This is a genomic window from Pseudoxanthomonas sp. CCNWLY206-1, assembly GCF_039710385.1.
Taxonomy (GTDB): Bacteria; Pseudomonadota; Gammaproteobacteria; order Xanthomonadales; family Xanthomonadaceae; genus Pseudoxanthomonas_A.
The window spans coordinates 331,981-354,588 of sequence record NZ_JBDKXI010000004.1 but is presented as its reverse complement, the minus strand read 5'-3'; the positions used below and the strand labels follow the sequence as shown (position 1 = coordinate 354,588).

At 60.9% G+C, this 22,608-nt stretch carries 18 protein-coding genes; 4 read left to right on the top strand and 14 right to left on the bottom strand.

From position 1 onward, the window contains the following. Nucleotides 1-226: 226 nt before the first annotated feature. Nucleotides 227-1,777: an MFS transporter gene (locus AADW18_RS11895; RefSeq protein WP_337343598.1), complete on the bottom strand. Its 1,551-nt coding sequence runs from the start codon at nt 1,775-1,777 to the stop codon at nt 227-229. A gap of 221 nt (nt 1,778-1,998) precedes the next feature. Here AADW18_RS11895 and AADW18_RS11890 point away from each other — a divergent pair, with 221 nt between their 5' ends. Further along, complete coding sequence (locus AADW18_RS11890) at nt 1,999-2,856, top strand: LysR substrate-binding domain-containing protein (protein ID WP_337343597.1); 858 nt, start codon at nt 1,999-2,001, stop codon at nt 2,854-2,856. 85 nt (nt 2,857-2,941) lie between these two features. Here the strand turns inward: AADW18_RS11890 and AADW18_RS11885 are convergent, their stop codons facing one another. The 5 genes from AADW18_RS11885 to AADW18_RS11865 form a co-directional block, all read right to left on the bottom strand. Continuing rightward, nucleotides 2,942-3,454 (bottom strand): hypothetical protein, encoded by a 513-nt coding sequence (locus AADW18_RS11885; RefSeq protein ID WP_337343596.1) that lies wholly within the window; start codon nt 3,452-3,454, stop codon nt 2,942-2,944. 205 nt (nt 3,455-3,659) lie between these two features. Beyond that, nucleotides 3,660-4,157, bottom strand: a complete 498-nt coding sequence (locus tag AADW18_RS11880) for a DUF6644 family protein (protein WP_337343595.1) — start codon at nt 4,155-4,157, stop codon at nt 3,660-3,662. Continuing rightward, complete coding sequence (locus AADW18_RS11875; protein ID WP_337343594.1) at nt 4,154-4,564, bottom strand: DUF6152 family protein; 411 nt, start codon at nt 4,562-4,564, stop codon at nt 4,154-4,156. The genes AADW18_RS11880 and AADW18_RS11875 overlap by 4 nt, the downstream gene beginning before the upstream one ends. A 180-nt stretch (nt 4,565-4,744) precedes the next feature. Continuing rightward, entirely contained in the window at nt 4,745-6,877 is a 2,133-nt protein-coding gene (locus AADW18_RS11870; RefSeq protein WP_337343669.1) for a molybdopterin cofactor-binding domain-containing protein, read from the bottom strand. A gap of 5 nt (nt 6,878-6,882) precedes the next feature. Beyond that, nucleotides 6,883-7,344, bottom strand: coding sequence for a (2Fe-2S)-binding protein (locus AADW18_RS11865; RefSeq protein ID WP_337343593.1), 462 nt, complete (start codon nt 7,342-7,344; stop codon nt 6,883-6,885). Nucleotides 7,345-7,925: 581 nt separating this feature from the next. Between AADW18_RS11865 and AADW18_RS11860 the strand changes: the two genes are divergently transcribed. Then, the gene (locus tag AADW18_RS11860; protein ID WP_337343592.1) at nt 7,926-9,062 is read left to right on the top strand and encodes a Gfo/Idh/MocA family oxidoreductase; all 1,137 of its coding nucleotides are present in this window, start codon (nt 7,926-7,928) and stop codon (nt 9,060-9,062) included. Nucleotides 9,063-9,156: 94 nt separating this feature from the next. On the opposite strand, the gene AADW18_RS11855 is transcribed toward AADW18_RS11860, so the two are convergent. Genes AADW18_RS11855 through AADW18_RS11845 form a run of 3 tightly spaced genes read right to left on the bottom strand, consistent with a single transcriptional unit; the run spans nt 9,157 to nt 11,933 of the window. Beyond that, nucleotides 9,157-9,432, bottom strand: a complete 276-nt coding sequence (locus AADW18_RS11855) for a hypothetical protein (RefSeq protein ID WP_337343591.1) — start codon at nt 9,430-9,432, stop codon at nt 9,157-9,159. Further along, nucleotides 9,429-10,751 (bottom strand): TFIIB-type zinc ribbon-containing protein, encoded by a 1,323-nt coding sequence (locus AADW18_RS11850; RefSeq protein ID WP_337343590.1) that lies wholly within the window; start codon nt 10,749-10,751, stop codon nt 9,429-9,431. The genes AADW18_RS11855 and AADW18_RS11850 overlap by 4 nt, the downstream gene beginning before the upstream one ends. 21 nt (nt 10,752-10,772) lie before the next feature. Beyond that, nucleotides 10,773-11,933 carry an SPFH domain-containing protein gene (locus AADW18_RS11845; protein ID WP_337343589.1) on the bottom strand — a complete coding sequence of 387 codons (1,161 nt, stop codon included), beginning with the start codon at nt 11,931-11,933 and terminating at the stop codon, nt 10,773-10,775. A gap of 278 nt (nt 11,934-12,211) precedes the next feature. Here AADW18_RS11845 and AADW18_RS11840 point away from each other — a divergent pair, with 278 nt between their 5' ends. Next, nucleotides 12,212-13,327, top strand: a complete 1,116-nt coding sequence (locus tag AADW18_RS11840) for a hypothetical protein (protein ID WP_337343588.1) — start codon at nt 12,212-12,214, stop codon at nt 13,325-13,327. A 189-nt stretch (nt 13,328-13,516) separates the two neighbouring features. Here AADW18_RS11840 and AADW18_RS11835 read toward each other — a convergent pair whose 3' ends face one another. Beyond that, nucleotides 13,517-15,415, bottom strand: a complete 1,899-nt coding sequence (locus AADW18_RS11835) for a glycoside hydrolase family 2 TIM barrel-domain containing protein (protein ID WP_337343587.1) — start codon at nt 15,413-15,415, stop codon at nt 13,517-13,519. A 503-nt stretch (nt 15,416-15,918) separates the two neighbouring features. Between AADW18_RS11835 and AADW18_RS11830 the strand changes: the two genes are divergently transcribed. Then, on the top strand, nt 15,919-16,839 hold the full coding sequence (locus tag AADW18_RS11830; protein ID WP_337343586.1) for a hypothetical protein: 921 nt from the start codon (nt 15,919-15,921) through the stop codon (nt 16,837-16,839). Nucleotides 16,840-17,044: 205 nt separating this feature from the next. Here the strand turns inward: AADW18_RS11830 and AADW18_RS11825 are convergent, their stop codons facing one another. The 4 genes from AADW18_RS11825 to aceE form a co-directional block, all read right to left on the bottom strand. Then, nucleotides 17,045-17,791: a hypothetical protein gene (locus tag AADW18_RS11825; protein WP_337343585.1), complete on the bottom strand. Its 747-nt coding sequence runs from the start codon at nt 17,789-17,791 to the stop codon at nt 17,045-17,047. Nucleotides 17,792-17,927: 136 nt separating this feature from the next. Further along, complete coding sequence (locus tag AADW18_RS11820) at nt 17,928-18,911, bottom strand: XVIPCD domain-containing protein (RefSeq protein WP_337343584.1); 984 nt, start codon at nt 18,909-18,911, stop codon at nt 17,928-17,930. Nucleotides 18,912-18,923: 12 nt separating this feature from the next. Next, nucleotides 18,924-19,445 (bottom strand): hypothetical protein, encoded by a 522-nt coding sequence (locus AADW18_RS11815; protein WP_337343583.1) that lies wholly within the window; start codon nt 19,443-19,445, stop codon nt 18,924-18,926. A 315-nt stretch (nt 19,446-19,760) separates the two neighbouring features. Continuing rightward, complete coding sequence (gene aceE, locus AADW18_RS11810) at nt 19,761-22,454, bottom strand: pyruvate dehydrogenase (acetyl-transferring), homodimeric type (protein WP_337343582.1); 2,694 nt, start codon at nt 22,452-22,454, stop codon at nt 19,761-19,763. Nucleotides 22,455-22,608 lie beyond the last annotated feature (154 nt).

Here is a 22,608-nt window from a genome sequence, read left to right as displayed (position 1 = left end):
ACAGGCGTCAGTTGCTTTTGGCTTTGTTACAAGCTGATGGGAAGAGCTCGCGGCGGGACGCCGCTCCGCGCCCCGATAGGCCCCTCAGCGCACGCGACCACGAACGCGCCGCAGCGCGCCAAGGCGGCGAACTGGCGGCTTCAGCTGCTTTTTTGCTCTACCGCGATCTGACGGGAAGAGCTCGCGGCGGGACGCCGCTCCTACAGAAGCTACGGCCGCTCTACGATTACCGAGATCCCGAAGAAGCCGTGCATTCCGCCGTCGTGCGAACCCGGCCCAGGTTGAAGATCACCATGCTCACGACCGCGAGCAACCAAACACCCAGGGCCGCATACAGCATCAATAGATCGAAGCCATGCGCGAGCGCCGCGCGTACGGCATCAGACGCAGCCAACCCCTGCGGCAGCACTTGCAGATCGCTCAATGCAGACAGATTGCCAGCCGCAATCTTCTCCGCTGACGCACGCAGATCTTCCGCGCCGACATAACCACCCAGACGGTCCCGAAGATTCGAATGGATACCCGACAGCAGGATGAACCCCATGACCGCGATATTGATCGATAGACTGATGAAACGCGCGCTCATGTCCATGCCGGACGCCATGCCCGCCCGATCGCTCGGCACCGAGCCGGTGGTCGTGTTCGTCACAGGCGTGTTGGTCAGGCCCAGCCCGGTGCCGGCCAACAGCAATCCGGGCAGTAGCGTTGCCCAGCTGGCTTGTGCCGCGCTCCCGCCTATCCGCAGCAACAAAAAGCCTGCACCAATCACGAACAATCCCGCTGGAATTACCCATCCAGATCGATACCGCAAGCTCAGCCGCTCGGCCAACGGCGGCATCACCAACGCCGGCAACGTGTACGCAAGCAGGCATGCGCCAGCGACGAAAACCCCGTAGCCCAGCACGCCTTCCAAGTAAATCGGCAGATAGACGATAAAAGGCCAGAAACTGAAGTTCATCGCCATCGCGCCGACCATGGCACCCGAGAAATCTCGCAGCTTGAACACCGAAAAATCGAACATCGGATGCGGATGCGTCTTCTCTGCCCGCACGAATACCGCGAACGCTACCGTGGTAACCAGAGCGATGCCGATCGCGGCGGCACTGGCCAATCCGAGGCTTGGCCCCTGCGTGATGTAGAAAACCAGACCGAACACCGCCAGCGACAACGTCGCAATGCCAAGGCCGTCGAGCTTCTTCGCCCGCGGATCGCGCGATTCACGCACGCCGACAAGCAGAGGAAGCAACGTCGCCACCATCAATGGCACATGCACCAGGAACACCCAGCGCCAGTTGGACACCGCGACGATCGCGCCGCCGATGATCGGCCCGAAACCGAGCCCGACGCCGAACACCACGCCCCACACCGCGAACGCACGCGCACGGTCGCGGCCGGCTGGAAACTGGTGCGACAGGATCGCCGTACCGCAGATCAATATCGCCCCGCCGCTGGCGCCTTGCAGGAAGCGGGCGGCGACCAGCGTCCAGGGACTTTTCGCCAAGCCGCATATCAGCGAAGTAAGCCCGAAAAGCACCAGGCCGATGACGAAGATGCGCTTGCGCCCGTAGCGGTCGCCCAGCGTCCCGATCGCCATCAGTACCGAGGTGCAGGCGAGCGTGTAGGCGTTCATGATCCACTGCATCTGCGCGAAATCCGCATGCAGCTCGCGCTCCAGCGTGGGCAGGATCACCGGCACGCTGGATATCTCCAGACCGAACATCAAAGAGGACAGGGAGACCGCCATCAAGGCGGCTGTGTTGTGGTTGAAGCGGGTCATCTTGGCTCCGGGGGAAGACGTCGCGGCGCAGCGAAGGGAGGCCGTTCCTTGTGGGAGTGGTGCCGGCATGCTGGCACCGGTAAGTCGCGACGTTGATGTTTCCGGTCGCGACTCACGTCGCTCCTACAGGTGAAGACCACATTGTCGGCAAGCCGATCTAATGAGGGAAATGATTTAGTTTTTCGAATATCATTAATTTCCGTCATGTATCCTGCCGCCGCATGGACTTCGACCCGACCCTGTTGCGCACCTTCGTCGCCGTTGCCGATACCGGCAGCTTCACGCGCGCGGCGCAGCGCCAGCACCTGACCCAATCGGCGGTCAGTCACCAGATCCGGCGGCTGGAAGAACAGGTCGGCCGCCGCCTGCTCAGCCGCACCACGCGCAGCCTGACGGTGACCGAGGACGGCGAAGAATTGCTCCGGCACGCGCAACAGATCCTGCACTCGTTCGATGCGCTGGCCCGCCGCTTCCAGCCTTCACCGCTGTCGGGCACGGTGCGCTTCGGTGCGCCGGAGAACTTCATGGGCGGTCGTCTTCCGCGACTGCTGTGCCGGTTCGCGCGCGATTTTCCTGCGGTGCGGTTGGACGTCAGCATCAGCGCCAACCTCGACCTGCCGGTCTTGATCAAGGCCGGCGATCTGGACTTGGCCGTGGTGATCTCGGTGCGGGATCCGGACAACCTGGACGCGGGACGGCTGCTACGGCGTGCGCGACTGGTCTGGGTGGTGGCGGATTCTTTCGAGCCAGCGCGAAACGCGCCCCTGCCGTTCGCGTTCTACCCGCCGCCCTGCGTGCATCGGCAGGTAGGTGTGCGCGCGCTCGACCAAGCCGGCATCGACAGCCATATCGTCTTCACTTCGCACAGCCAGGAAGGCATCCACGCGGCCGTGCAGGCCGGCCTGGCGATCACCGCGATCGCCCACGACGACATCAAAGCGGGCATGCGGATCATCGACGGCGAGTACGGCCTGCCGCCGCTGCCCGACATCGATTTCAGCCTGGTCTGGAGCAGCGGCGGCAAGACCCCCGCCACCACCGCCTTCGGTGAGTTGATCTGCGAGATGGCGGATACGTAGGATGGGTCGAGCGAAGCGACACCCATCGATCGCGATGATAGGTATCGATCGATGGGTATCGCTGCGCTCAACCCATCCTACGGTCTTAAAACGGCGTTCCGGAGAACTTGCCGTCTTCGACGATGAAGATGGAATCCTTGAAGGCAGGGTGCGAGTTTTCGACGTCCTGCAGAAAACCGAGATCAGCGCCGTAGAACTCGACGAGACCCTCACGCGGCTTCACGACGGCGATGCGCTGGTCGGCCTGGAAGAAGAAAATCTCGTCGACATTCAAATCGCCATCTGTCGACGACCAATGATTGAAGTTCGTCGTGCCCATGAGGTAAGCGGTATGGGCGGTGAACTGGCATAGGAGCAGGTGGTAGTCGTGTCCATCGACGGTCTCGCGCACGGATTTCAGCGGCGTGGCTTCCAGCACATCGAAGAGCCCGCTCTCGCTAAGTTCCGTTTCCAATTTGTAGTAACTGAAGCCAACAAGGTCGCATGTCCGCGCCAGCAGCGGCGCGATGCTCCTCCACGTTTCATTCGGGAGGAAAGCCCAGGCGGTGAGTTCGCCGTCGGCGTTGAAGGAGGGGTTGCGTACCAGAGTCGCGTTCATGCGATCAGTTCCTGATGTCCATGTGTCCGTTCTGTTGATCAACCCGAGCACCTTAGGATGGGTTGAGCGTAGCGGCCTTCAACGGCGAAGCAGGTCTACCCATCGCTCGATACCATCGGTCTGGATGCTTCACACATCTGATGGGTGTACCGGCTGCGCCGTTGAAAACCGCTGCGCTCTACCCATCCTACGACCCTGCGAATCCTCAAACAAACCCAATCCAACGCCCCGCGATCAACGTCGCTATCCACAACAATCCCGACACTCCAGCCAATACCCGCACACGCATCGGCGGCGCATGTGTCGCACCCGGCAACCCAAGCGATCGCCATTGCCGGTGTTGCACCACGACGTTGACCAAGGCCAGCGTGAGCAACAGCAACTTCCAGCGGAAGGCGGTGTTCTGCAGATAATCCGCGGGATTAACCGAGAACAGCCATGCACCGGTGAGCGCGGCCAAGGCCAGACCGGTGGCGGCCGTGCGTATCGCCACCGGGGCCAGCACCGACAGGGCGGCCTGTGACCGCCCCAGCACCAGGCGCAAGTCCAGCGGCAGGATCGCACCCAGCAGCAAACCCAGGCCGAGGATATGCGCAGCATTGACGAACAGGTACGCCGTACCCGATTGCTGCAGCCAACGCGCACCGGGCCAGTGGCCGATCCACTCCACCACCGCCAGGCCCGCCGCCATCGCGGGGGTCACGGCGCGGCGGCCAACCGCTCGGGATAGATGTCGTAGTTGCGGCCATCGACGGTGATGCGCACCGCCTTCATATGCCGCTTGCCCGGCTCCTTGTTGCGGTTGCCTAGCACCGTGATCCGGTCGCCGGCGCTGGCGCTCTTGGCGGTGAAGCCGGAGCGTTCGGTCTGCGAAGGATTGCCCAGGTCGATCTGCCAGCGAGCGCCGTCGGCCGCTTCGACCTGCAGCTGCGGATGCGGCGGCGCCATCGACACCGACACGACCTTCCCTTCCAGCGTGGTCTGCTTCTCTTCCGCCCACGACCAACCGTGATGCGCCATTGCGGATGCCGCCGACAGGGTCAGCAGCAGACCCGCCACCACGCCGCGCAGCCCGCGGTTCACTTTCGTTGCCTTGGTCTTCATCGTCATGCTCGTCTCCTCGTTCGTGTCGCCTCCATCGACGCCGGCGATGCCCACAATCGCGGCGGTTGCACCACCTTAGCGCAAGAGCAAAGAGCGGGATGTAAAGCCGCTTAGCAGGCGCGCTTGGCCTATTCTCGTACCATCCGAGTTCCGAGATATCAGATCCTAGAGCCGAGTATTCTTGCGCTAGACCCTGAACCAGGGAAGGCGGTGGTAGCGCCTACCGGAGGCCGCGAACATCGCGTTCGCGACGGCTGCGCTAGTGACAACGGCAGGGGGCTCACCTACCCCCGTTGGAGCTGCGTCAGTAGAGACGAAGTGGACCTCGACTGTCGGCATCTCATTGATGCGCAGCACGGGGTAATCGTGAAAGTTGGTCTGCTGAATCACACCGTCCTTCAGCGCGATTTCGCTATGCAGCGCAGCGCCAAGACTGAAGGCGATGGCTCCCTCGATCTGTGCCCGTATCACGTCGGGATTGACAGGCAATCCGCAGTTGATTGCGCATACCACACGGTCGACTTTGAACGTTCCGTCAGGCTTCGCCGTCACTTCGGCCACTTGCGCGATGGCGGTGTAGTAAGCGTCGTGAACTGCAATCCCGCGCCCGCGGTTCGGACCAAGCGGCGTTCCCCATCCCGCCTTTTCGGCGGCCAACTCCAGCACGCCGCGATTACGCGAATCCTTGGTCAGGAGCGCGCGGCGGAATTCAACCGGATCGCGGCCGGCTGCATGAGCGACTTCGTCCATGAACGTCTCGACCACATAACACTGGCTGTCATCGCCCCGATAAGGACAAACAGGGATGCCCACACTTGGCACATGTCCATCGACGAAAAAATTCGGAACTTCATAGGTGCTGTAGACCATGCTGCCAATTAGGTTCGAATCGACGCCGTTCACATGCCTGTCAGTCCGCGAGGCTTGTCCCACCACCCGATGCTTGTAAGCCGTCAGATCACCGTTGCTGTCGAGCCCGGCGACTACCCTGTGCATCGACATGCGCCGGTAACCACTAAAGAGGACGTTCTGCAGTTCCTCTGCGCGATTCCACTGCAGTTTCACGGGCGCGCGCCCATCGATGGCCTTTACGATCTCGACCACTTCCATCGCGGTTTCCGTGCGCCGACCGAAATGTCCGCCCGCGTACACCGAATGGATCTCTATTTGATCGGACTTCAACCCCAGCATGCCCGCCGCGTGCTCCTGCAAGCTGCTGATACTCGCATCGCCAGTCCATATCTCGCATCGCTCATTCGTCAATCGCGCGACGCACGCCACAGGCTCAAGAGGCGCGTGCGCCAGATACGGCAGTTCGTATGTCGCCGTGACGGTTCGTGAAGCGCGCGCAAGTGCCTCTTCCACATTCCCATCATCACGCACGACTCGGCCAGGCTCTTCAAGCAACGCCGCAAACTGCGCATGCAGAACATCCGTTCCACGCGTTTCCGCGTCACTGTCATCCCATTCGATATGTAAGGTATCGCGCGCCTTCTGCGCGACCCAGAATGAGTTCGCGAGAACCGCTATGCCCGTGGAAATCCGCACCACATCCACAACTCCAGGCAATGCGCGTGCTTTGCCTGCGTCGAACGATCTGACCTTGCCGCCAAAGCGCGGCGAGTGCGCAACCACGGCGATCAACATATCGGGCAACGTTACATCGATGCCGAACTGCGCCTGGCCATTCGTCTTCTCGAGCGTGTCCGTCCTGGGCAGGGTTTCATTGCCGATCAGCGTGAAATCCTTGGGGTCCTTCAGCGCGACCTCTCCGGGTACAGGCAGCACGGAAGCCGCCTCCGCCAACTTACCCAATGTGGTTCTGTGCCCCGAAGGTACGTGCATCACTACGCTCTTCCGGATTGAAATCTCCTGGACGGGCACGTCCCAGTTCGCTGCTGCGGCACTGACCAGCATCGCCCGCGCAACGGCGCCCGCCTTCCGATACTGCTCGTAAGAGTTGCGCAATGAACTGCTGCCCCGGGTGTCCTGAGTGCCTGCGAGTAGATTCTTGTACAGCTCCACGTTCGCCGGCGCCGGAACGACTCGAACATGCGACCAGTCCGCATCGAGCTCTTCGGCGACGAGCGTTGCCAGGCCTGTATGAATCCCCACACCATGCTCCAGATGCTTGGAAACAACTGTGACGGTGCCATCCGGCGCGACGCGCACAAAAGCGTTCGGGGCGAAGGTTGGAGCGCCTCTCGCCGTAGCTGCCAGCGCTTCTCGCTTTCCCATCGCGTCAAAGCCAATGATCAGCCCCAGGCCGGAGGCTGCCGAGTACTTCAGAAATTCGCGCCGAGTGCTGGAGGGGAACATCTGCTTCACGCCTCCAACGCTTTCGCTGCTTCGTGAATACCCGCCCGTATCCGCTGATAGGTCCCGCAGCGGCATATGTTTCCGCTCATCGCCTCGTCGATATCCGCATCCGTCGGCTTCGGTGTCCGCTGCAACAACGCAACGGCCGACATGATCTGCCCGGACTGGCAGTAGCCACATTGCGGCACGTCGAGCCGCCGCCAACTGACCTGCACGGCCTTGGATACATGCCCGGAAATTCCTTCGATGGTCGTCACGGAACGCTCTTTCACTGCCGAAACCGGAATCACGCAGGCACGTATTGCTTCACCATCCAGATGCACTGTGCAGGCTCCGCATTGCGCCATGCCGCAACCGAACTTGGTGCCCGTCAGTGCCATGACTTCCCGGATCACCCACAGCAGTGGCATTTGCGGGTCTACGTCGCAGGCGACTTCTCTTCCATTGAGGATGAATGAGGTTTTCATAAGCTGCCCTGTGTCGTGGGTCGGATCCGCACATTCGTGCGATATGCATTTGCGACGCAAGGTCCGGGCTGGCTCAAGGACCAGCAAGTGCCGATCGCCGCAGAAAGCGTCCGCCAGCGATAGTTGCACGCGGCTTTCTCCGCTGCGAACAGAAAGTGCCCTGATCCCTGTATCGCCTGTTTCGGCGCACCGAGATCCCTATTTCGGCATATGTTTTTTCTGGCACGCAATCCGGCGCACCAGGATCACATTGCGCTTCTCGAAACCGAGGCCGGATTCCACTTTTCCCACAGGCTCTCGGGATATCGGTCGCACCGGGTTCTCGCGAGCGATGCGGTTCGCTTCGCTCACCAAATCCTACGTGCACTGCGTCAGGTATCAGACGGCCCGCTTGTCCGCTGCCCCCGGGACCAGGGGAGCCTGTCCATCGCCACGCGCCAGACTGCGTGGATGCGGGAATGAAGTGCGATGGGCTTCAGCCCACCCTGCGAATTCCAATAACCGGACCTGCGCCCTCTTCTACGGACCCAATCTGGTTGTACAGTTGTTCCACCGTGTGATCACAAACCTCATCAACCGCCATGACAACGGATCATCCTCGTCGCAACTTCCTGCAGAAACTGGTGGCTTCGGCCGCGGTCGTGCCGCTGCTGTCGCCCTATCGGGCATTCGCCCAGGCCGACCGTCCCGGCCCCGGCGGCAATCCGGGCCCAACGTTGCGCGTCGCGCTCATGGGATTGGGCAGCTATGCCGAACGGGTGGCGGAATCCATGCAGTCGTGCAAACGCGCCAAGGTGACCGGGCTCATCAGTGGGACGCCTTCCAAACTCCAGGAGTGGGGAACGAAGTTCGGTGTGCCGGAAAAGAGCCGGTACAACTATGAGAACTTCGACCGCATCAAGGACGATCCGGACATCGATGCGGTTTACATCATCACCCCCAATGCACTGCATCGCGATCAGGCGATCCGCGTTGCCAAGGCGGGCAAGCATGTCATCTGCGAAAAGCCGATGGCGGTCAACGCCAAGGAAGGACAGGAGATGATCGATGCCTGCGCCAAGGCCGGCGTGAAGTTGCTGGTGGGCTATCGGTTGCACTTCGAACCCAAGACGCTGGAAATAATCCGCATGCGGAAGGCCGGCGATTTCGGAAACATCTCATTCTTCCAGGGCTTGAGCGGCTTCCGCATCGGCGATCCGAACCAATGGCGGCTCGACAAGGCGCTGGCAGGCGGCGGGTCATTGATGGATATCGGCATCTACGCCATCAATGGCGCCCGCTACATGGTGGGCGAAGACCCGGTATGGGTGACCGCGCAGCAAACCAAGACCGACCCGGTCAAATTCAAGGAAGGCGTGGATGAAACCATCCAGTTCCAACTCGGCTTCCCCAGCGGCGCGGTGGCGTCCTGCCTGTCCACTTACCAGATGAACCACCTGGACCGGTTTTTCATGACCGGCGAAAAAGGATTCGCCGAGCTGCAACCCGCCACGGGTTATGGCCCCATCAAAGGCCGTACCCACAAAGGCGAACTCACGCAGCCGCACGCCACGCACCAGACCATCCAGATGGACGAGATGGCCGGCATCATCCTGGACGGGAACAAACCCGTGGTACCCGTGGACGGCGAAGAAGGCTTGAAAGACCTGAAAATCATCGATGCCATCTACGCCGCCTGTAAAACCGGCAGCAGGCAGGAGCTGCGCCTAGGCACGTAGCCTAGGCAAGGCCAAGGGCCGCAGCGCGACCAGATGGCGAACAATCGCAGCGAGCCTGGGTATTCGCTTACCCAGGCTACGCAGGGATCGGAATTTATTCGGCGAACCCGCTATCCGGCTCGTCCCGCACACGCTCCACGCGCGTGCGATACGCACTGACGTTGTCGCCGGAGATGCTTGTCGCTTGCGTCCCGTTGTTCTCGCCGATTTTCTCGTCCGAACCCGTCACCGGCTGCGCCTCGACGGCTGTTTCGCGTTCGAAGGCGTGCGATTTGTCGGTATTGCGGTAATACCGGTACAAGGCCCAGTACAGCGCGGCTGCGCCAGCGGGGCCGATTGCCAGCAGCCATAGCCCACTGTCGTCGCTCATGACGTGCTCACCATGATCCAGAGTGCGATGCCTTCCAGGAACGTGCCCACCGTGAGCGCGGTGGTGATCAGCTTCCACTGCTGCACCGGCACGCTGCCCATGGTTTCGCCGGTGCGGCCGTTCACCGCGATGTAGTGCAGCATGCCGCCGTTGGCGCCCGGCTGGTGGTAGGAATAAAGCCAGACCGGCAGGTACATCGATACCCAGCGCGTGCCATGCACGCTGAGGCGCTCCTGTTCCCAGCGCACGCCGCGGTCGTAGCGGCGCACCGATTTTTCGACCTGAGCGCGACCGACCGACAGCAATTGGTCTTCCAGGCGCGGACGCAGGCGTTCGACGTCGGTGTTGCGCTTTTCCGAAGTGAAGCCCGCCAGGTAGGACGCGTTCCACTTCACCGCGTTCTTGGTGTCGAACGGAAGGATGGTATTGATGATGTTGTTGGTGTTGGTTCTGGTGTCCAGGTTGCCGCGTTCGGTGGAGGACTCCAGCGGCAGGTCGTCCACCGTGAAGTCCACCTGGCGTTGCACCTGGTAGACGTCGGCGTCGTAGTAGGTCTTCTTCTTGTCGCCGGTGCCGCGCGTGTACTCGCGCGTTTGTATCTCGCCCTGGCCGGCGACCTCCACGCTGACATTGCCGTCGACAATCATGTAGGGCAGGTACACGCCGACCACGTTCTCCGGCGTGAACTGCTCCTTGAATTCCTTCAGCGCGAACAGCCGGCGCTTGTCCACGAACTGGCGGATGCGTGCGACCGCGTCTTCTTTCTTTATACGGAAGGGCAGCACCGCATCGGGCACCGCGCCGTTGGCCACCTGTTCGTTGACGCCGAGCTGGTGCCGGCACCAGTGGCAGCGCGCCGTCATCGCGTTGTCGGTGTTGACCGTCACCTCGGCGCCGCAGCCGGTGCACTTGAAGCTCATCAGGCTGACGGCGTCGGCGGCGATGTCGCGCGCACCGGATGCGATCACCGTGCCCTTGAGCTGGGCGATTCCCTCGCCGAACCCGAATGCCTCCTCGACCCGCTCCCCGTGCCATTCGTTGCGGCAGTACAGGCAGACCAGCAGATCGCTGCCGGGCTTGTGGCGGATTTCGGTGGCGCCGCATTTCGGGCAGCGGTTGAGGCCGTCCTTCAGTTCGGTGGCGGACGTATCGATGGCGACCGGATCGGGCGCCAGCAACTCCTCGCGGATCGCTTCGGGCAGCGTGGCCGTGTCGATAGGCACGCTGCCCGGCAGGGGTGGCACGTCTTGCGGTGATCCCGGGCCGCTGACGGGTGGCAACTGCGGCGGCAGCGGGGGAGGACGATTGGCGCTAGACATGACGTTTGCGTGCGCCCTGGTTTACAGGCCCAGCGCCTTGGCCTTGAGCGCGTCGTAGTCGTCCTGCGTGATCAGGCCGAGATCGAGCATCTCCTTGGCCTTCTTCAGCTTGGCGACTGGGTCGTCCGCGGCCGGCGCCGCCGGTGCCGCTGGCGTGGCCGGCTGCTGGATGTTGCCGATACCGCCGAGCATGCCCGAGGCCATGCCCACGCCGACCAATCCCGCGGCACCGCCATTTTCGCCCGCCGACTGGATGCCCTGGGCAACACTGGCCTGCAGGTTGGAGTTGCCACGCGAACCCGCCAGCGCATCGGCGCGCTGCACCGTCTTCAGCAGCTCCCGCGTGTTGGCGTCGTATTCGATCGACACGATGGCGGTCTTGACGATGGCCAGTCCGCGGTCGGATTTCCACTGGTAGCCATTTTCCACCGCATCGGACAGGCTCTTGGCGAAACCCAGCGAATCCTCTTGCAGCTTGGTGATGCGATTGCCCTTGGCGGGATCGTTGGAGTACAGGCTGAAGGCCGGGGCCAGCGAACCGACGACTTCGTTGAAGAGCTGGCCGGCGGCGGCGTTTTCCATATCGGTGAAGTCGAAGACCTTGCCGGGCTGCAGGTAGCTGGCGGGCACGAAGTTCTTCACGAACAGGATGGGGTCGACGATCTTCAGCGTGTAGGAGCCGCGGGTGACCGCGCCGACCTGGGTGTTGAGGAAGCCGTCGTCCCAGTAGATTTCCGACTGCGTGCCGAAGCGGTTCTCAGGCAGTTCCTTCAGCGAGACGAAGAAGGCCGCCTGCTGCGAGCCGGGCTGCCCGCCGAACTTGAAACGTTCCCAGCTCTGCTTGATGAGCGGGCTGACCAGTCCATCGCCGGCGAAGATCGACTGCGAACTGACGTCGTCCGAACGCCATTCGTAGCCACCCGGCTCCGCGGCGAAGCCGGTGATCTTGCCGTCCTGGAACAGCAGCAGGCCGTAGCCTTCGGGCACCACGATCTTGGAACCGTTGGTGATGATGTTGGAGGAGCCGTGCGTGTTGGAGCCGCGTCCGGCGTTGGTGCCGCGCGGCACCGCGGCGAACAGCGCCGCCGTCGGCGCCAGGCCATCCGGCACCGTGTAGAAGTCCTTCCACTGATCGCCGAGCATGCCACCGACCGCGCCCGTCACCGCTTGAACAAGACCCATGACATCTCTCCGTGATTAGTGGCCGGGCAAGGCACCCGCCATAGCCGACGTACTATACCGTTCCGGACAGACAGTAAAGAGTCAAAGTGCATATCTGTTTGAAACAGATATGCAATCTAGCCTTTATGTTGGGCCCCGTATGTTGCCGTGTTTCGAGTGGATTGGTGCCGCGATGGAGAGCGGCGTGCTTGAGCCCACCTTGCAGCCGAAGCGACCCCGGCGCCACCTTATAATCCCCGGCGCCCGCACTCGCCGAACCCGCGTATGAAATACCACGCATGAAATACGACGACGCCGAATATTACTTTCTGGATTTCGAAACCGAGCTGCCGAACGAGAACGGCGGCCGGCATATGGGTTTGTTCCTGGAATGGGCGGTGCTGCGCGGTCTGGCCAGCGATGAGTTGATGACACGATCGGAGGCGCTGCGCCGTGGAGAAACCACCGGGCTGGAACTGCTGTTCGATCATTGCGACGGCAAGCTGTGGGACAGCGATCTCAACGACGAAGGTAACGCGTTCGCCATGGATGCGTACGAGCGCTGGGGCATGGTCGACTTCATCGACGCGATGAATTGCACGGCAGAGTCTTCCGGCGACGATATTTTTGGCGCCGAGGTTACGCCGCAGCGGCACGATCGCGTGCTGTGGCAGTGGGATCGCCGCTATTCGGACTGGCTTCGGCAGTTCGGCCTGCCGGACAAGGACGCGCTGTTGGGGCGGCTGCTGGTCGCGGTCCAGCCTGTGGCCGAGGCCGCGGGCTTTTCGCGCTTGGCGGACAATGCGCGGGGATCGCATCAGGTCGGCGCGACCTTCGAGTGCGCGGACACATGGGGGTATCGGCGTTTCGAAATGACGGCTGTCGATATTCCGCAGTGGTTTTACGGCGTGCGGGTGCGGTTGTATGTGCATCACCAGCAGTTGTGCGACGTCATCTACACCGAGAAGCAGCTGGATCAGGACTTGGCGTCCGGGTTGCAGACTTGTGCCGAGGTTTCGTTCGCGAGCCTCGCCGAAGGTTGGGATGGCCCGCGACACGATTACCTGATGCGGGACTGCGGGTACTGGATTTTCCGCGATGCGCAGATCGAGGCGTTCGCATCGTGGCTGGCCGGGCGCCTGCGTTCGTTCGCACTGCCGACGTTACGCAGTCTTGATGGGATCGACAGCCTGGCGCTGGCGTATGGCACGCGGCCGATGTCGGCATCGCCGATCTACGAGCCGCGCGATCCCTACCCGGCGCTGTTGTCGGCGGAGATGGCTCGGCATCCGCGCCTGGGGCAGATGCTCGTGGAAACCGAAACTGCTATCCGTACAGCCGAATCGCATCAGTTGACCTGGGACCAGGAAAGCGCCCTTCGCCTGATAGAACGGATTCGCGAGCGAAGCAAGTAGCCCAGGTAAGGCCAAAGGCCGCACCGCGCCCCGATAGTCGCTCAGCGCCCGCGATGAAGAACGCGCCGCAGCGCGACCAGATGGCGAACAGCCGCAGCGAGCAAATACCGTTATTCGGACGGGGAACCTGGAGTTTCCGTGTAAGGCATCCTGGGTGCGCTTCGCTTACCCAGGCTACGCTGGCTGTGGCTATCTGGTGGGGGAGCTTACGCCTCCTTCCCCGTTCGTCGACGCTGCTCCCGATTGTTCCTTCTTATCGTAAAACTCTTTCAACACAAAGAAAGATTTTTTCTTTATGCCGCTATTCGAATAAATTCCTTTGCGATTGTAATCATCCTGAATGCCATCGAGCTGGCGGCGCGGGGAGCGGAAGTCGGCAAGAATCCAGGGTGAGGTGCCCACAAAGCCGTCGATTCTATCGATCATGCCCAAGCTCTTCCTGTAGAGGTTCTCCTGGAACTCTTCGGTGAAAATCGTGTTTACATCGCCGTGATAACCCTGTTTCGCGCCGCCGCCGAACTCGCTCACGAATACCGGTTTGTCGTAGTTGATTTCCCAGGTCACCTTGTCGGCTTTTTCCGGCAGACCGTCGTACCAGCCGATGTATTGGTTGAAGCTCACCATGTCCACCAGATCCGCCAGCGGATCCTCTACGACCGCGATATTGGGATTGTCGCTACGGTAATGCTTTTCCATCGCCGCGCTTAGCAGGCGGGTGCTATCCAACTCACGCGTTTTTCCAGCGAGACGCGCGAGGAACCGATTGCGAGCTTCCGATACCGGCGTTTCGTTGGCGAGCGACCATATGATGACTGCCGCACGGTTCTTATCGCGCTCGATCATCCCGGCTAGTTGCGCTTCTGCATTCTGATACGTGGCTTCGTTCTTCCAGTTGATCGTCCAGTAGACGGGAATTTCAGACCAAACCAGTAAACCCATTCGGTCCGCGAGGCGAACCATATCTTCATTGTGCGGATAGTGGGCGAGGCGCACGAAATTTGCGTTCAACTCTTTTGCCCAGCCTAATAACGTCTCAGCTTCTTTGGCGCTGCTGACACGGCCACCGCCATCGGCGGAATATTCTTCGTGTACCGAAATGCCGCGCAAGAAAAGCGGCTTGCCATTCAGCAATAATTGTTTGCCTTGGGTGGTAATCGTGCGCAGACCGATATCGTCGGTCAGCTTATCGTCGCCACTGCTGATTTGGACGGAATAGAGTTTGGGGTTTTCCGGCGACCAGAGCTCTGCGTCAGGCACTGCAAATGAGAAGGTGGCAGCTCCGTTTTTATCGACAGTGAGGGTTTTCTGCACTTCCAATTCTGGCAAACGCAGCTGGATTTTCTCTCCGCCCTTAGCTCCATCCAATAGCACCGAACCGGTCACGGTCTTCTGCTCCCATGACCCGAGTGCAATGGTGTAATCCCGTATGAACGTGCGCGGCATATTAAAGAGCTTCACATCGCGCGTGATTCCGCCGTAGTTCCACCAATCGGTATTGAGCGTGGGGACTTCATCAGCGTGGCGTTTATTGTCCACTTTAATGATCAAGGAATTGCCTTTGGATTTCAGTTTCCCGGTCACTTCATAGTGAAATGGGGTAAAACCGCCTACATGCGTACCGAGCTTTTTGCCGTTCAGATAAACATCCGCACGGTAGTTGACGGCACCGAAGTAGATGAACTGGCGATCCGATTGTTTCGCAGCGGGCGCATCGAATTTTCTCCGGTACCAAACGCTGCCCTCGTAGTAATAAAGTTTTTCCTTCTGTGTATTCCAATCACCGGGGACCTGCAGGGTGTCGGCCTTATCAAAATCGTATTCGATCAGATCGGATGGCGTTCTGGGTTTTGAATCGGTAAAGAACGCACTGGACGACGGAGTCTCCTGCTGATCGAACGGTTCCCAGCGATAGTTGTAATAACCGTTTTCGTAAGGATCGACGATGGTTCTCCATTCGCCGTTGAGTGATGTAGCGTTCCGTGTGTGTGCTTGCAGCGGTAGTTCTGCCGCGAGTGCGAATTGCGAAGTTCCCAAGCAGAGCACGAGCAGGCAGGAGATGGAACGCCTGAACAGAAATAATAGTTTCATTCGATAGCTCTCTTGTGGTCGGAGATTACTGCGGCTTTGAACGTTCGCTCATCTGTTGCGGGCTGATTGACCAGATCTGCGTATCCCGCGTGCTGGTCTGCGAATGCGGGAAGCGTTGGGATTCTAGTCTAGCTTTACCGGGCCCAGATCCCGCCATGCACGAGATGGCAACAGATATTTGTGGCGTCCCGGCACGCTGGGTGGCACGATTCAAGTCGTTCCTGTGTCTTCTGTGGTTTCCAGCGTCTTTCCATACACGTCCTGCTTAGTTTTTTTACTGTTCCCGTCTACCTGCCAGAAAGGCGCCTTCGGAGGATGAGTCGAGCGAAGCGACACCCATCAGATCGGACGGTGTGACGCGCGATGGGTGTCGCTGCGCTCGACCCATCCTACATAGCTAAAGCACACCCGGCAGATAGGCGGGCACTGATGCAGTTGGATGCGATGGCAGTATCCTTTTTTCAGATATCTGTAAAGCGGATATATCTCACGATGAAGCCGCAATGTCCGCCAAGTCGATCCACAAGGCCGACTACCAGCCGCTGCCCAAACTGCAACAGCGCACCATCTTCTACCGACAAGTGAACCTCACCATGAAGCCCGCCCTCCTCGCCCTTTGTCTGCTCAGCCCGGGCGCACTAGCGTGCGACACATCGCATCTGTCCTTGTCGGGTACCGCCACAGTGAACACCTGTTCTTCCACGCAGGGTTGGCCCGATTGCATCTACTCCGGTAATGCGTTGCACGAGTACATGGAAGCAGTGCCGGACACCGATTCAATTTTCACTATTGGCCTGCAGGCGAGTCCTTGGCGCATGTACGACGGTCAGATGCGCATCCTCACCGTCGAAGACGTAGCGGATGTCATACGGCCCCAGCTCGGCAAGCTGGAGCGTGTCGAGCTCATCGCTTCTTGGACGGGCGTATCGCCGGAACCGGCGCGTCCGTCGCTGGCCGACCGCGTCTCGAAGGCACTCGGCGGCTTGCCAGTGCACGGCGAGGACGGTTTCCTGTGGCTGGCGCAGGACGGCACACGCCGCACTACGCGCCAAGCATTCACCCTGCGCGAAGGCGCTGGGTCGTATTTTCTGCCGAAGGGCGACGAAGTGTTTGTGCCGCTGGTGGCCGGCTGGCCTGCTTTCGTAGAGGAACAGATTCCGGAGGACGACGCCGAACTATTGATGCGCGCTGCGGCCGGCTGGGACGTCTTCTTCTTATGCCCGGATAAGGCACTCGCCGGATTCGAACACGCCGCAAAGAAAGGCAGCGCCATCGCTGCCTATAATGCCGCTCTCATGCGCCTGGAGCGCAACGCCGATGGTGACCGCACCCTGGCATTAGCGCTGCTCGAACGCGGTGGAGAATTAGGCGATGCCAAGTCGCGTGTACGGCTCGATGCGGAGCGAGCACGTAAGGTCAATTGACGGCCGACCGCCTTAAAACTGAAGTGCACTTTTTCTACAGATTCTCGCCATAACGAGATCGCCGCGGAAGACGCCCCGCACGGGGTTTTTTCCGTTGCGAAACGAGGAAAGTGTACTCTGCTCCCTGTCTTTGCTCGCACGGACTGGGAGCGCCGTCCAGTAACGACGGCCTCGATCGGCTCCAACCGGGTTGACCTATTCCACATCACCCTGCCCGTCCCCGACAAAGCCGCTCCAGCTCGTAGATCGCATCGCCCGCAATAGCCGTCGTGAGGGACTTCCCCAAGAGACGTTGGCGCACGTGCGAGGCTTCGGGCAGCAGCGTCGCCACGGCATGAGATATGTTTGGATCCCAGGTTTCCATGCCGTTCCGCTTCCACGGCAGCATCAAATCCTGTTGCGCATCCGAACGGATCGTCGCGACCGCTTGGTCTCCACGATGAATTCGCACCTCGATGATGGGGTAGTCATCTGTCCAACGTATGCCGGTGCCATAGTAGCCATCGAGCAAACGATACGTGGTGCTGGTGCTTGCCAATTGTTGTTTGTAACGCCGCATTTGCGTATCGCAAGCGAGATTCCAATCCGCCGACTCCTTTTCGAGTGCCTCCGTTAACGACTGTGAACTCATGGTCGCCGCGACGGCGTGCAAGCCCTGCGCTCGGGGCACGACCGGCGCGTTCCAGGCTTCCAACAGTTGCTGTACCTGCGCTACAGGAATCGCTTTCACGGTCGGCACGATGGCTGGCCCACCATGGCCGCGTTGCCGCGCGGTGTCGGGGACGATGATGAAGTCATCTCCGTATGGCTTGATCAGATAGTTCTCTTCGATGGAACCCCAGCCAGAATGCTGATACGCGATCTCGATCTTCTCTACAGCGCGCGTAGCTTCCGTCGCTTTCGCCGGCGGTGCAGCTTCCGAAAGCTCACAGGAGGAAAGCTGGGCGGCCAACAGCAGCCAAGTTATTGCCAGTACGAATCTCAGATGGTCCCGCGTGAAGGCTGCGACCGGTCTTCTTGCCAACGGACTTCCCCTGTTTGCCAATAAATACCGAGGAACTCACCCTCCCTCCCCGGATAGTGCCTTGTCACCCCATCCGCATCTGCGGGTTGATCTCCCTTCTGGGTTCATCCATCGCCTGTGCCTGCACCTGTTGTTGCCTAGTCTCGTCCAGGGCTTGCAGCCGCGTCAGCGATTGCTCGACTGGGGTATCGATGGCGTCCTGGGTTTTCATCATCGCCCTGTGGTGCGCCGGATCGTTCGGGGCGCCCTGCACGACGAACATGTTTTCGCCTGCACGCACTTCGCCCCGCGACTCGCTGAGCACGACGTGGTCGATGCGCGACAACCCATTGGATTTGGCCAGACAGGCCGCGCTGGCGGCGAGGCAGGCGCTGCGGTCGTCGTAGTCGCGGCCGACGCTGGCGTCCAGGCGGCGTACGGCCGCTTCGGCTTGCGGTATCAGTGGATCTTGTTGGTTGGCGGCTGCCTGGTCGCGCTTGGAACCGTCCGGCGCCACCTGCTGGTCTGAAATCAGCCACTGCAGCGGCGAGCGCTCCGGCATTTTGTTCTGCTGTTCTTTGTTGAGCTCGCTGTCGGGGAAGGGCGCCTGGATGCTCTTGATGTCTCGTATATTGTCCAGCGGCTTGAGCGCACCTTCGTAGTCTTTGTCCTTGCCAAGCACCGTGTTCCGATGCAGTCCGGCGTGGTTCAAAGCGCCCCAGGTGAAGTCAATGCAGCTGTTGGCCGCGCCGCCATACTTCATGTCGAACCCGTACTTGCCCGGTTCTTTGCCAAATGCCTGAAGCTTGTCGTACTGCTCCTTGCTGATCTCCATGGTTCGGGAATAGCGGGGATCTTTGTAATCCTCGACATCCTTGTCGTATACCTTCCCCGGACCGCTGGTTTGTCCGTGTGTCTCCGGAGCAAATCCATAACTACTCACTATCTGGCCATCATCGATGGAATAGTAGACGTGACCTGCGGCGGAGGTTCCTTTGGATATCAGTAGTGGCGTTCCTGGCGCGGCAACGTAAACGGTCACTGCGTAACGCTCTTCTTGCTTTTCCATAGCTAGATGGTCCTATTTTCCTTTGGCGATGTACGCGATCAGAAGTTCTGCTTTCGCAGCCAATAGCGCCTCGCGGTTCTGGGCAAGACGAACTGCAACCCGATAGCGGCCTGACGGAAGACTGGGTGTGTAAGCGAACGCAAGTTCTCGGTGTTCGACGCCCACAGGAAGCAGACCCGCTGCCTGCATCGAACTGAAGTCGGCATCCATGGCGCCCAACTCTGGTACCAGGCCATCGGCACCGATCGACACGCGCTCCACCTCGCCCCATCCAACGCGCTGGCTTCGCGTAAGCTCTACTGCAACCAGACCTGACGCCTGAATCCGGAACAGATGCACTTCTGCCGAGACGTCAGCTCTTCTCAATTCCTCGGCCGCGTCGTAAACCGCGCCGACATCACTGCCCGCCACCCGCACGCCGATGAACAAGGGCGGAGCATCATCGTCCTGTTGCGCAGGCACGTCGAACTCCAGTTCGATCGGACCGGCTTGACTCGGGTCCAAGGCGCGCACCAGGGGAACTGTCGTTCGCATATCACTTGGCTCCTTTGCGATAGGTCCGCTTACCTGCTGCGGTTGTTGCTGACAGCTTGTCGCCACACACAGGGCCAAGGCCATGAGCGCGATTCGCGTTGCGGTGTGCGCTGTGAGCATGGATAGCGATGTTGCTGTGGATGAAACACACACATCGCGCAGCCTTCGAGTCATACAGATCCTTCTGCCTTCGTTGGAAAGTCGCCTGATGCCGGGAGTGTCTTCCGTATCGGACGACTTCAGTGTCCTATCAGTCGCCAGAAAAGAAAAGGGCGGCACCAGGCCGCCCTTCTCATATCGATTTGCTTACGAGGATCAAATCCCAACCGGATTAACCTTCTCCACATCGATCTTGTACTGTTTGATCGCCCTAGCCACGTCCTTACCCGTCATCTTGCCTTCCTTCGCCAGCGCCGCGATGGCGGCGTGCGCGATGTAGTAGCGGTCGACTTCAAAGAAGCGGCGCAGGTTGGCGCGGGTATCGGAGCGGCCGAAGCCGTCGGTGCCCAGTACGGTGTAGCTCATGGGGATAAAGGCGCGGATCTGGTCGGCGAAGCCGCGGACATAATCCGTTGCGGCGATGGCGGGGCCGCTGCGGCCTTCCAGGTTTTCCGTCACGAAGGCCTTGCGCGGAGTCTTGGCTTCGGGGTTCAGGCGGTTCCAGCGTTCGGCGTCGAAACCGTCGCGACGCAGTTCGTTGAAGCTGGGGCAGGACCAGATGTCGGAGCTGACGCCGAAGTCCTTGTCCAGCAGTTCCGCGGCGGCCATGGCTTCGCGCAGGATGGTGCCGCTACCGAGCAGTTGCACGCGCAGTTCGCCCTTCTTGGGCTTGCCGGCGTCCTTCAGCAGGTACATGCCCTTGATGATGCCTTCGGCCGCGCCTTCCGGCATGTCCGGCTGGGCATAGTTTTCGTTCATCAGGGTGATGTAGTAGTACTCATCCACCTGCTCTTCCATCATCCGCTTGACGCCGTGCTGCAGGATGACGGTGACTTCGAAACCGAAGGTGGGGTCGTAGCTGCGGCAGTTGGGAATGGCGCCGGCCAGCAGGTGGCTGTGGCCGTCTTCGTGCTGCAGGCCTTCGCCGTTGAGCGTGGTGCGGCCGGCGGTGCCGCCCAGCAGGAAGCCGCGGGTACGCATGTCCGCCGCCTGCCACGCCAGGTCGCCGACGCGCTGGAAGCCGAACATGGAGTAGTAGATGTAGAACGGCAGCATGGGCACGTTGCTGACCGAATAGCTGGTGCCGGCGGCCATCCACGAGGCGATGGCGCCCGGTTCGCTGATGCCCTGCTGCAACACCTGGCCGCTCTGGTCTTCGCGGTAGTACATCAGCTGGTCGGCATCGACCGGCTTGTACTTCTGGCCGAACGGTGCGTAGATGCCGATCTGGCGGAACATGCCTTCCATGCCGAAGGTGCGCGCTTCGTCGGCCACGATGGGCACGATGCGCGGGCCGATCTGCTTGTCGCGCAGGGTGATGTTGAGCGCCTGCACGAACGCCATGGTGGTGGAGATTTCGCGGTCGCCGGTGGACTTGAGCAGGCGGTCGTAGCTTTCCAGCTTGGGCGCTTCCAGCGACAGGTCGGCCTTGCGGCGGCGCTGCGGCAGGTAGCCGCCCAGCGCGGCACGGCGCTCCTTGAGGTACTGCACTTCCGGCGAGTCTTCGCCGGGGTGGTAGAACGGAATCTGCGCGTCGTCTTCCAGCTGCTTGTCGCTGACCGGGATGTTGAAGCGGTCGCGGAAGGTCTTGATGGCCTCGTTGTCCAGCTTTTTGGTCTGGTGGGTCGGGTTGAGCGACTCGCCCGCCGAACCCATGCCGTAGCCCTTGACCGTCTTGGCCAGGATCACCGTGGGCATGCCCTGGGTGTTCACGGCTTCGTGGTAGGCGGCGTAGACCTTGTGCGGGTCGTGGCCGCCGCGGTTGAGGCGCCAGATGTCGTCGTCGGACAGGCTGGCCACCATGGCGGCGGTTTCCGGATATTTATTGAAGAAGTTGGCGCGCGTGTAAGCACCGCCAAACGCCTTGCAGTTCTGGTATTCGCCGTCGACGGTTTCCATCATCAGCTTCTTCAGCACGCCGTTGGTGTCGCGCGCCAGAAGCGGATCCCAGTAGCTGCCCCACAGCAGTTTGATGACATTCCAGCCGCCGCCGCGGAACACGCCTTCCAGTTCCTGGATGATCTTGCCGTTGCCGCGCACCGGGCCGTCCAGGCGCTGCAGGTTGCAGTTGACCACGAAGATCAGGTTGTCCAGACCTTCGCGGCCGGCCAGGGCGATGGCGCCCAGGGTTTCCGGTTCGTCGGATTCGCCGTCGCCGATGAAGCACCACACCTTGCGGTCGGACTTCTCGATCAGGCCGCGGTGCTCCAGGTACTTCATGAATTGCGCCTGGTAGATCGCCGCCAGCGGGCCCAGGCCCATCGACACGGTCGGCGTCTGCCAGTAGTCCGGCATCAACCAGGGATGCGGGTACGAAGAAATGCCCTGGCCATCGACTTCCATGCGGAAGTTGTCCAGCTGCGCTTCGTTGATGCGGCCTTCCAGGAACGAACGTGCGTAGATGCCAGGCGAGCTGTGGCCCTGGATGAACAGCAGGTCGCCGGGGTGGTTGTCGCTGGGCGCGCGCCAGAAATGGTTGAAGCCGACGTCATAGAGCGTGGCGCTGGAGGCGAAGCTGGCGATGTGTCCGCCCAGGTCGCCGGGCTTGCGGTTGGCGCGCACGACGGTCGCCATGGCGTTCCAGCGGATGATCGAACGGATGCGCCATTCCAGGGCCGGATCGCCGGGCGATTTGGCCTCGTTCTGCGGGGCGATGGTGTTGACGTATTCGGTGGTGGGCGAGAACGGCAGGTAGGCGCCAGCGCGGCGCGTCAGTTCCACCATGCCTTCCAGCAGCTGGTGGGCGCGCAGGGCGCCTTCGTTGTCGATCACCGCCTGGATAGAATCGATCCACTCCCGGGTTTCGGTCGGGTCCGGATCGTTCTGCAACATCTCGTTCAGCCAGTTCATTACCACTCCCGTAGCACCGTGCCTGCGCGCGGCTGTTATCGTTTTAATGAGTTCTAAAGTGTAACGCACCGCCACCCCCGATTTATGGGCTACGCGGGCGTATGGACAGTGTTCTATCGCTGTCCCAGGACAGGCCACCACACCAAAGTGAGAC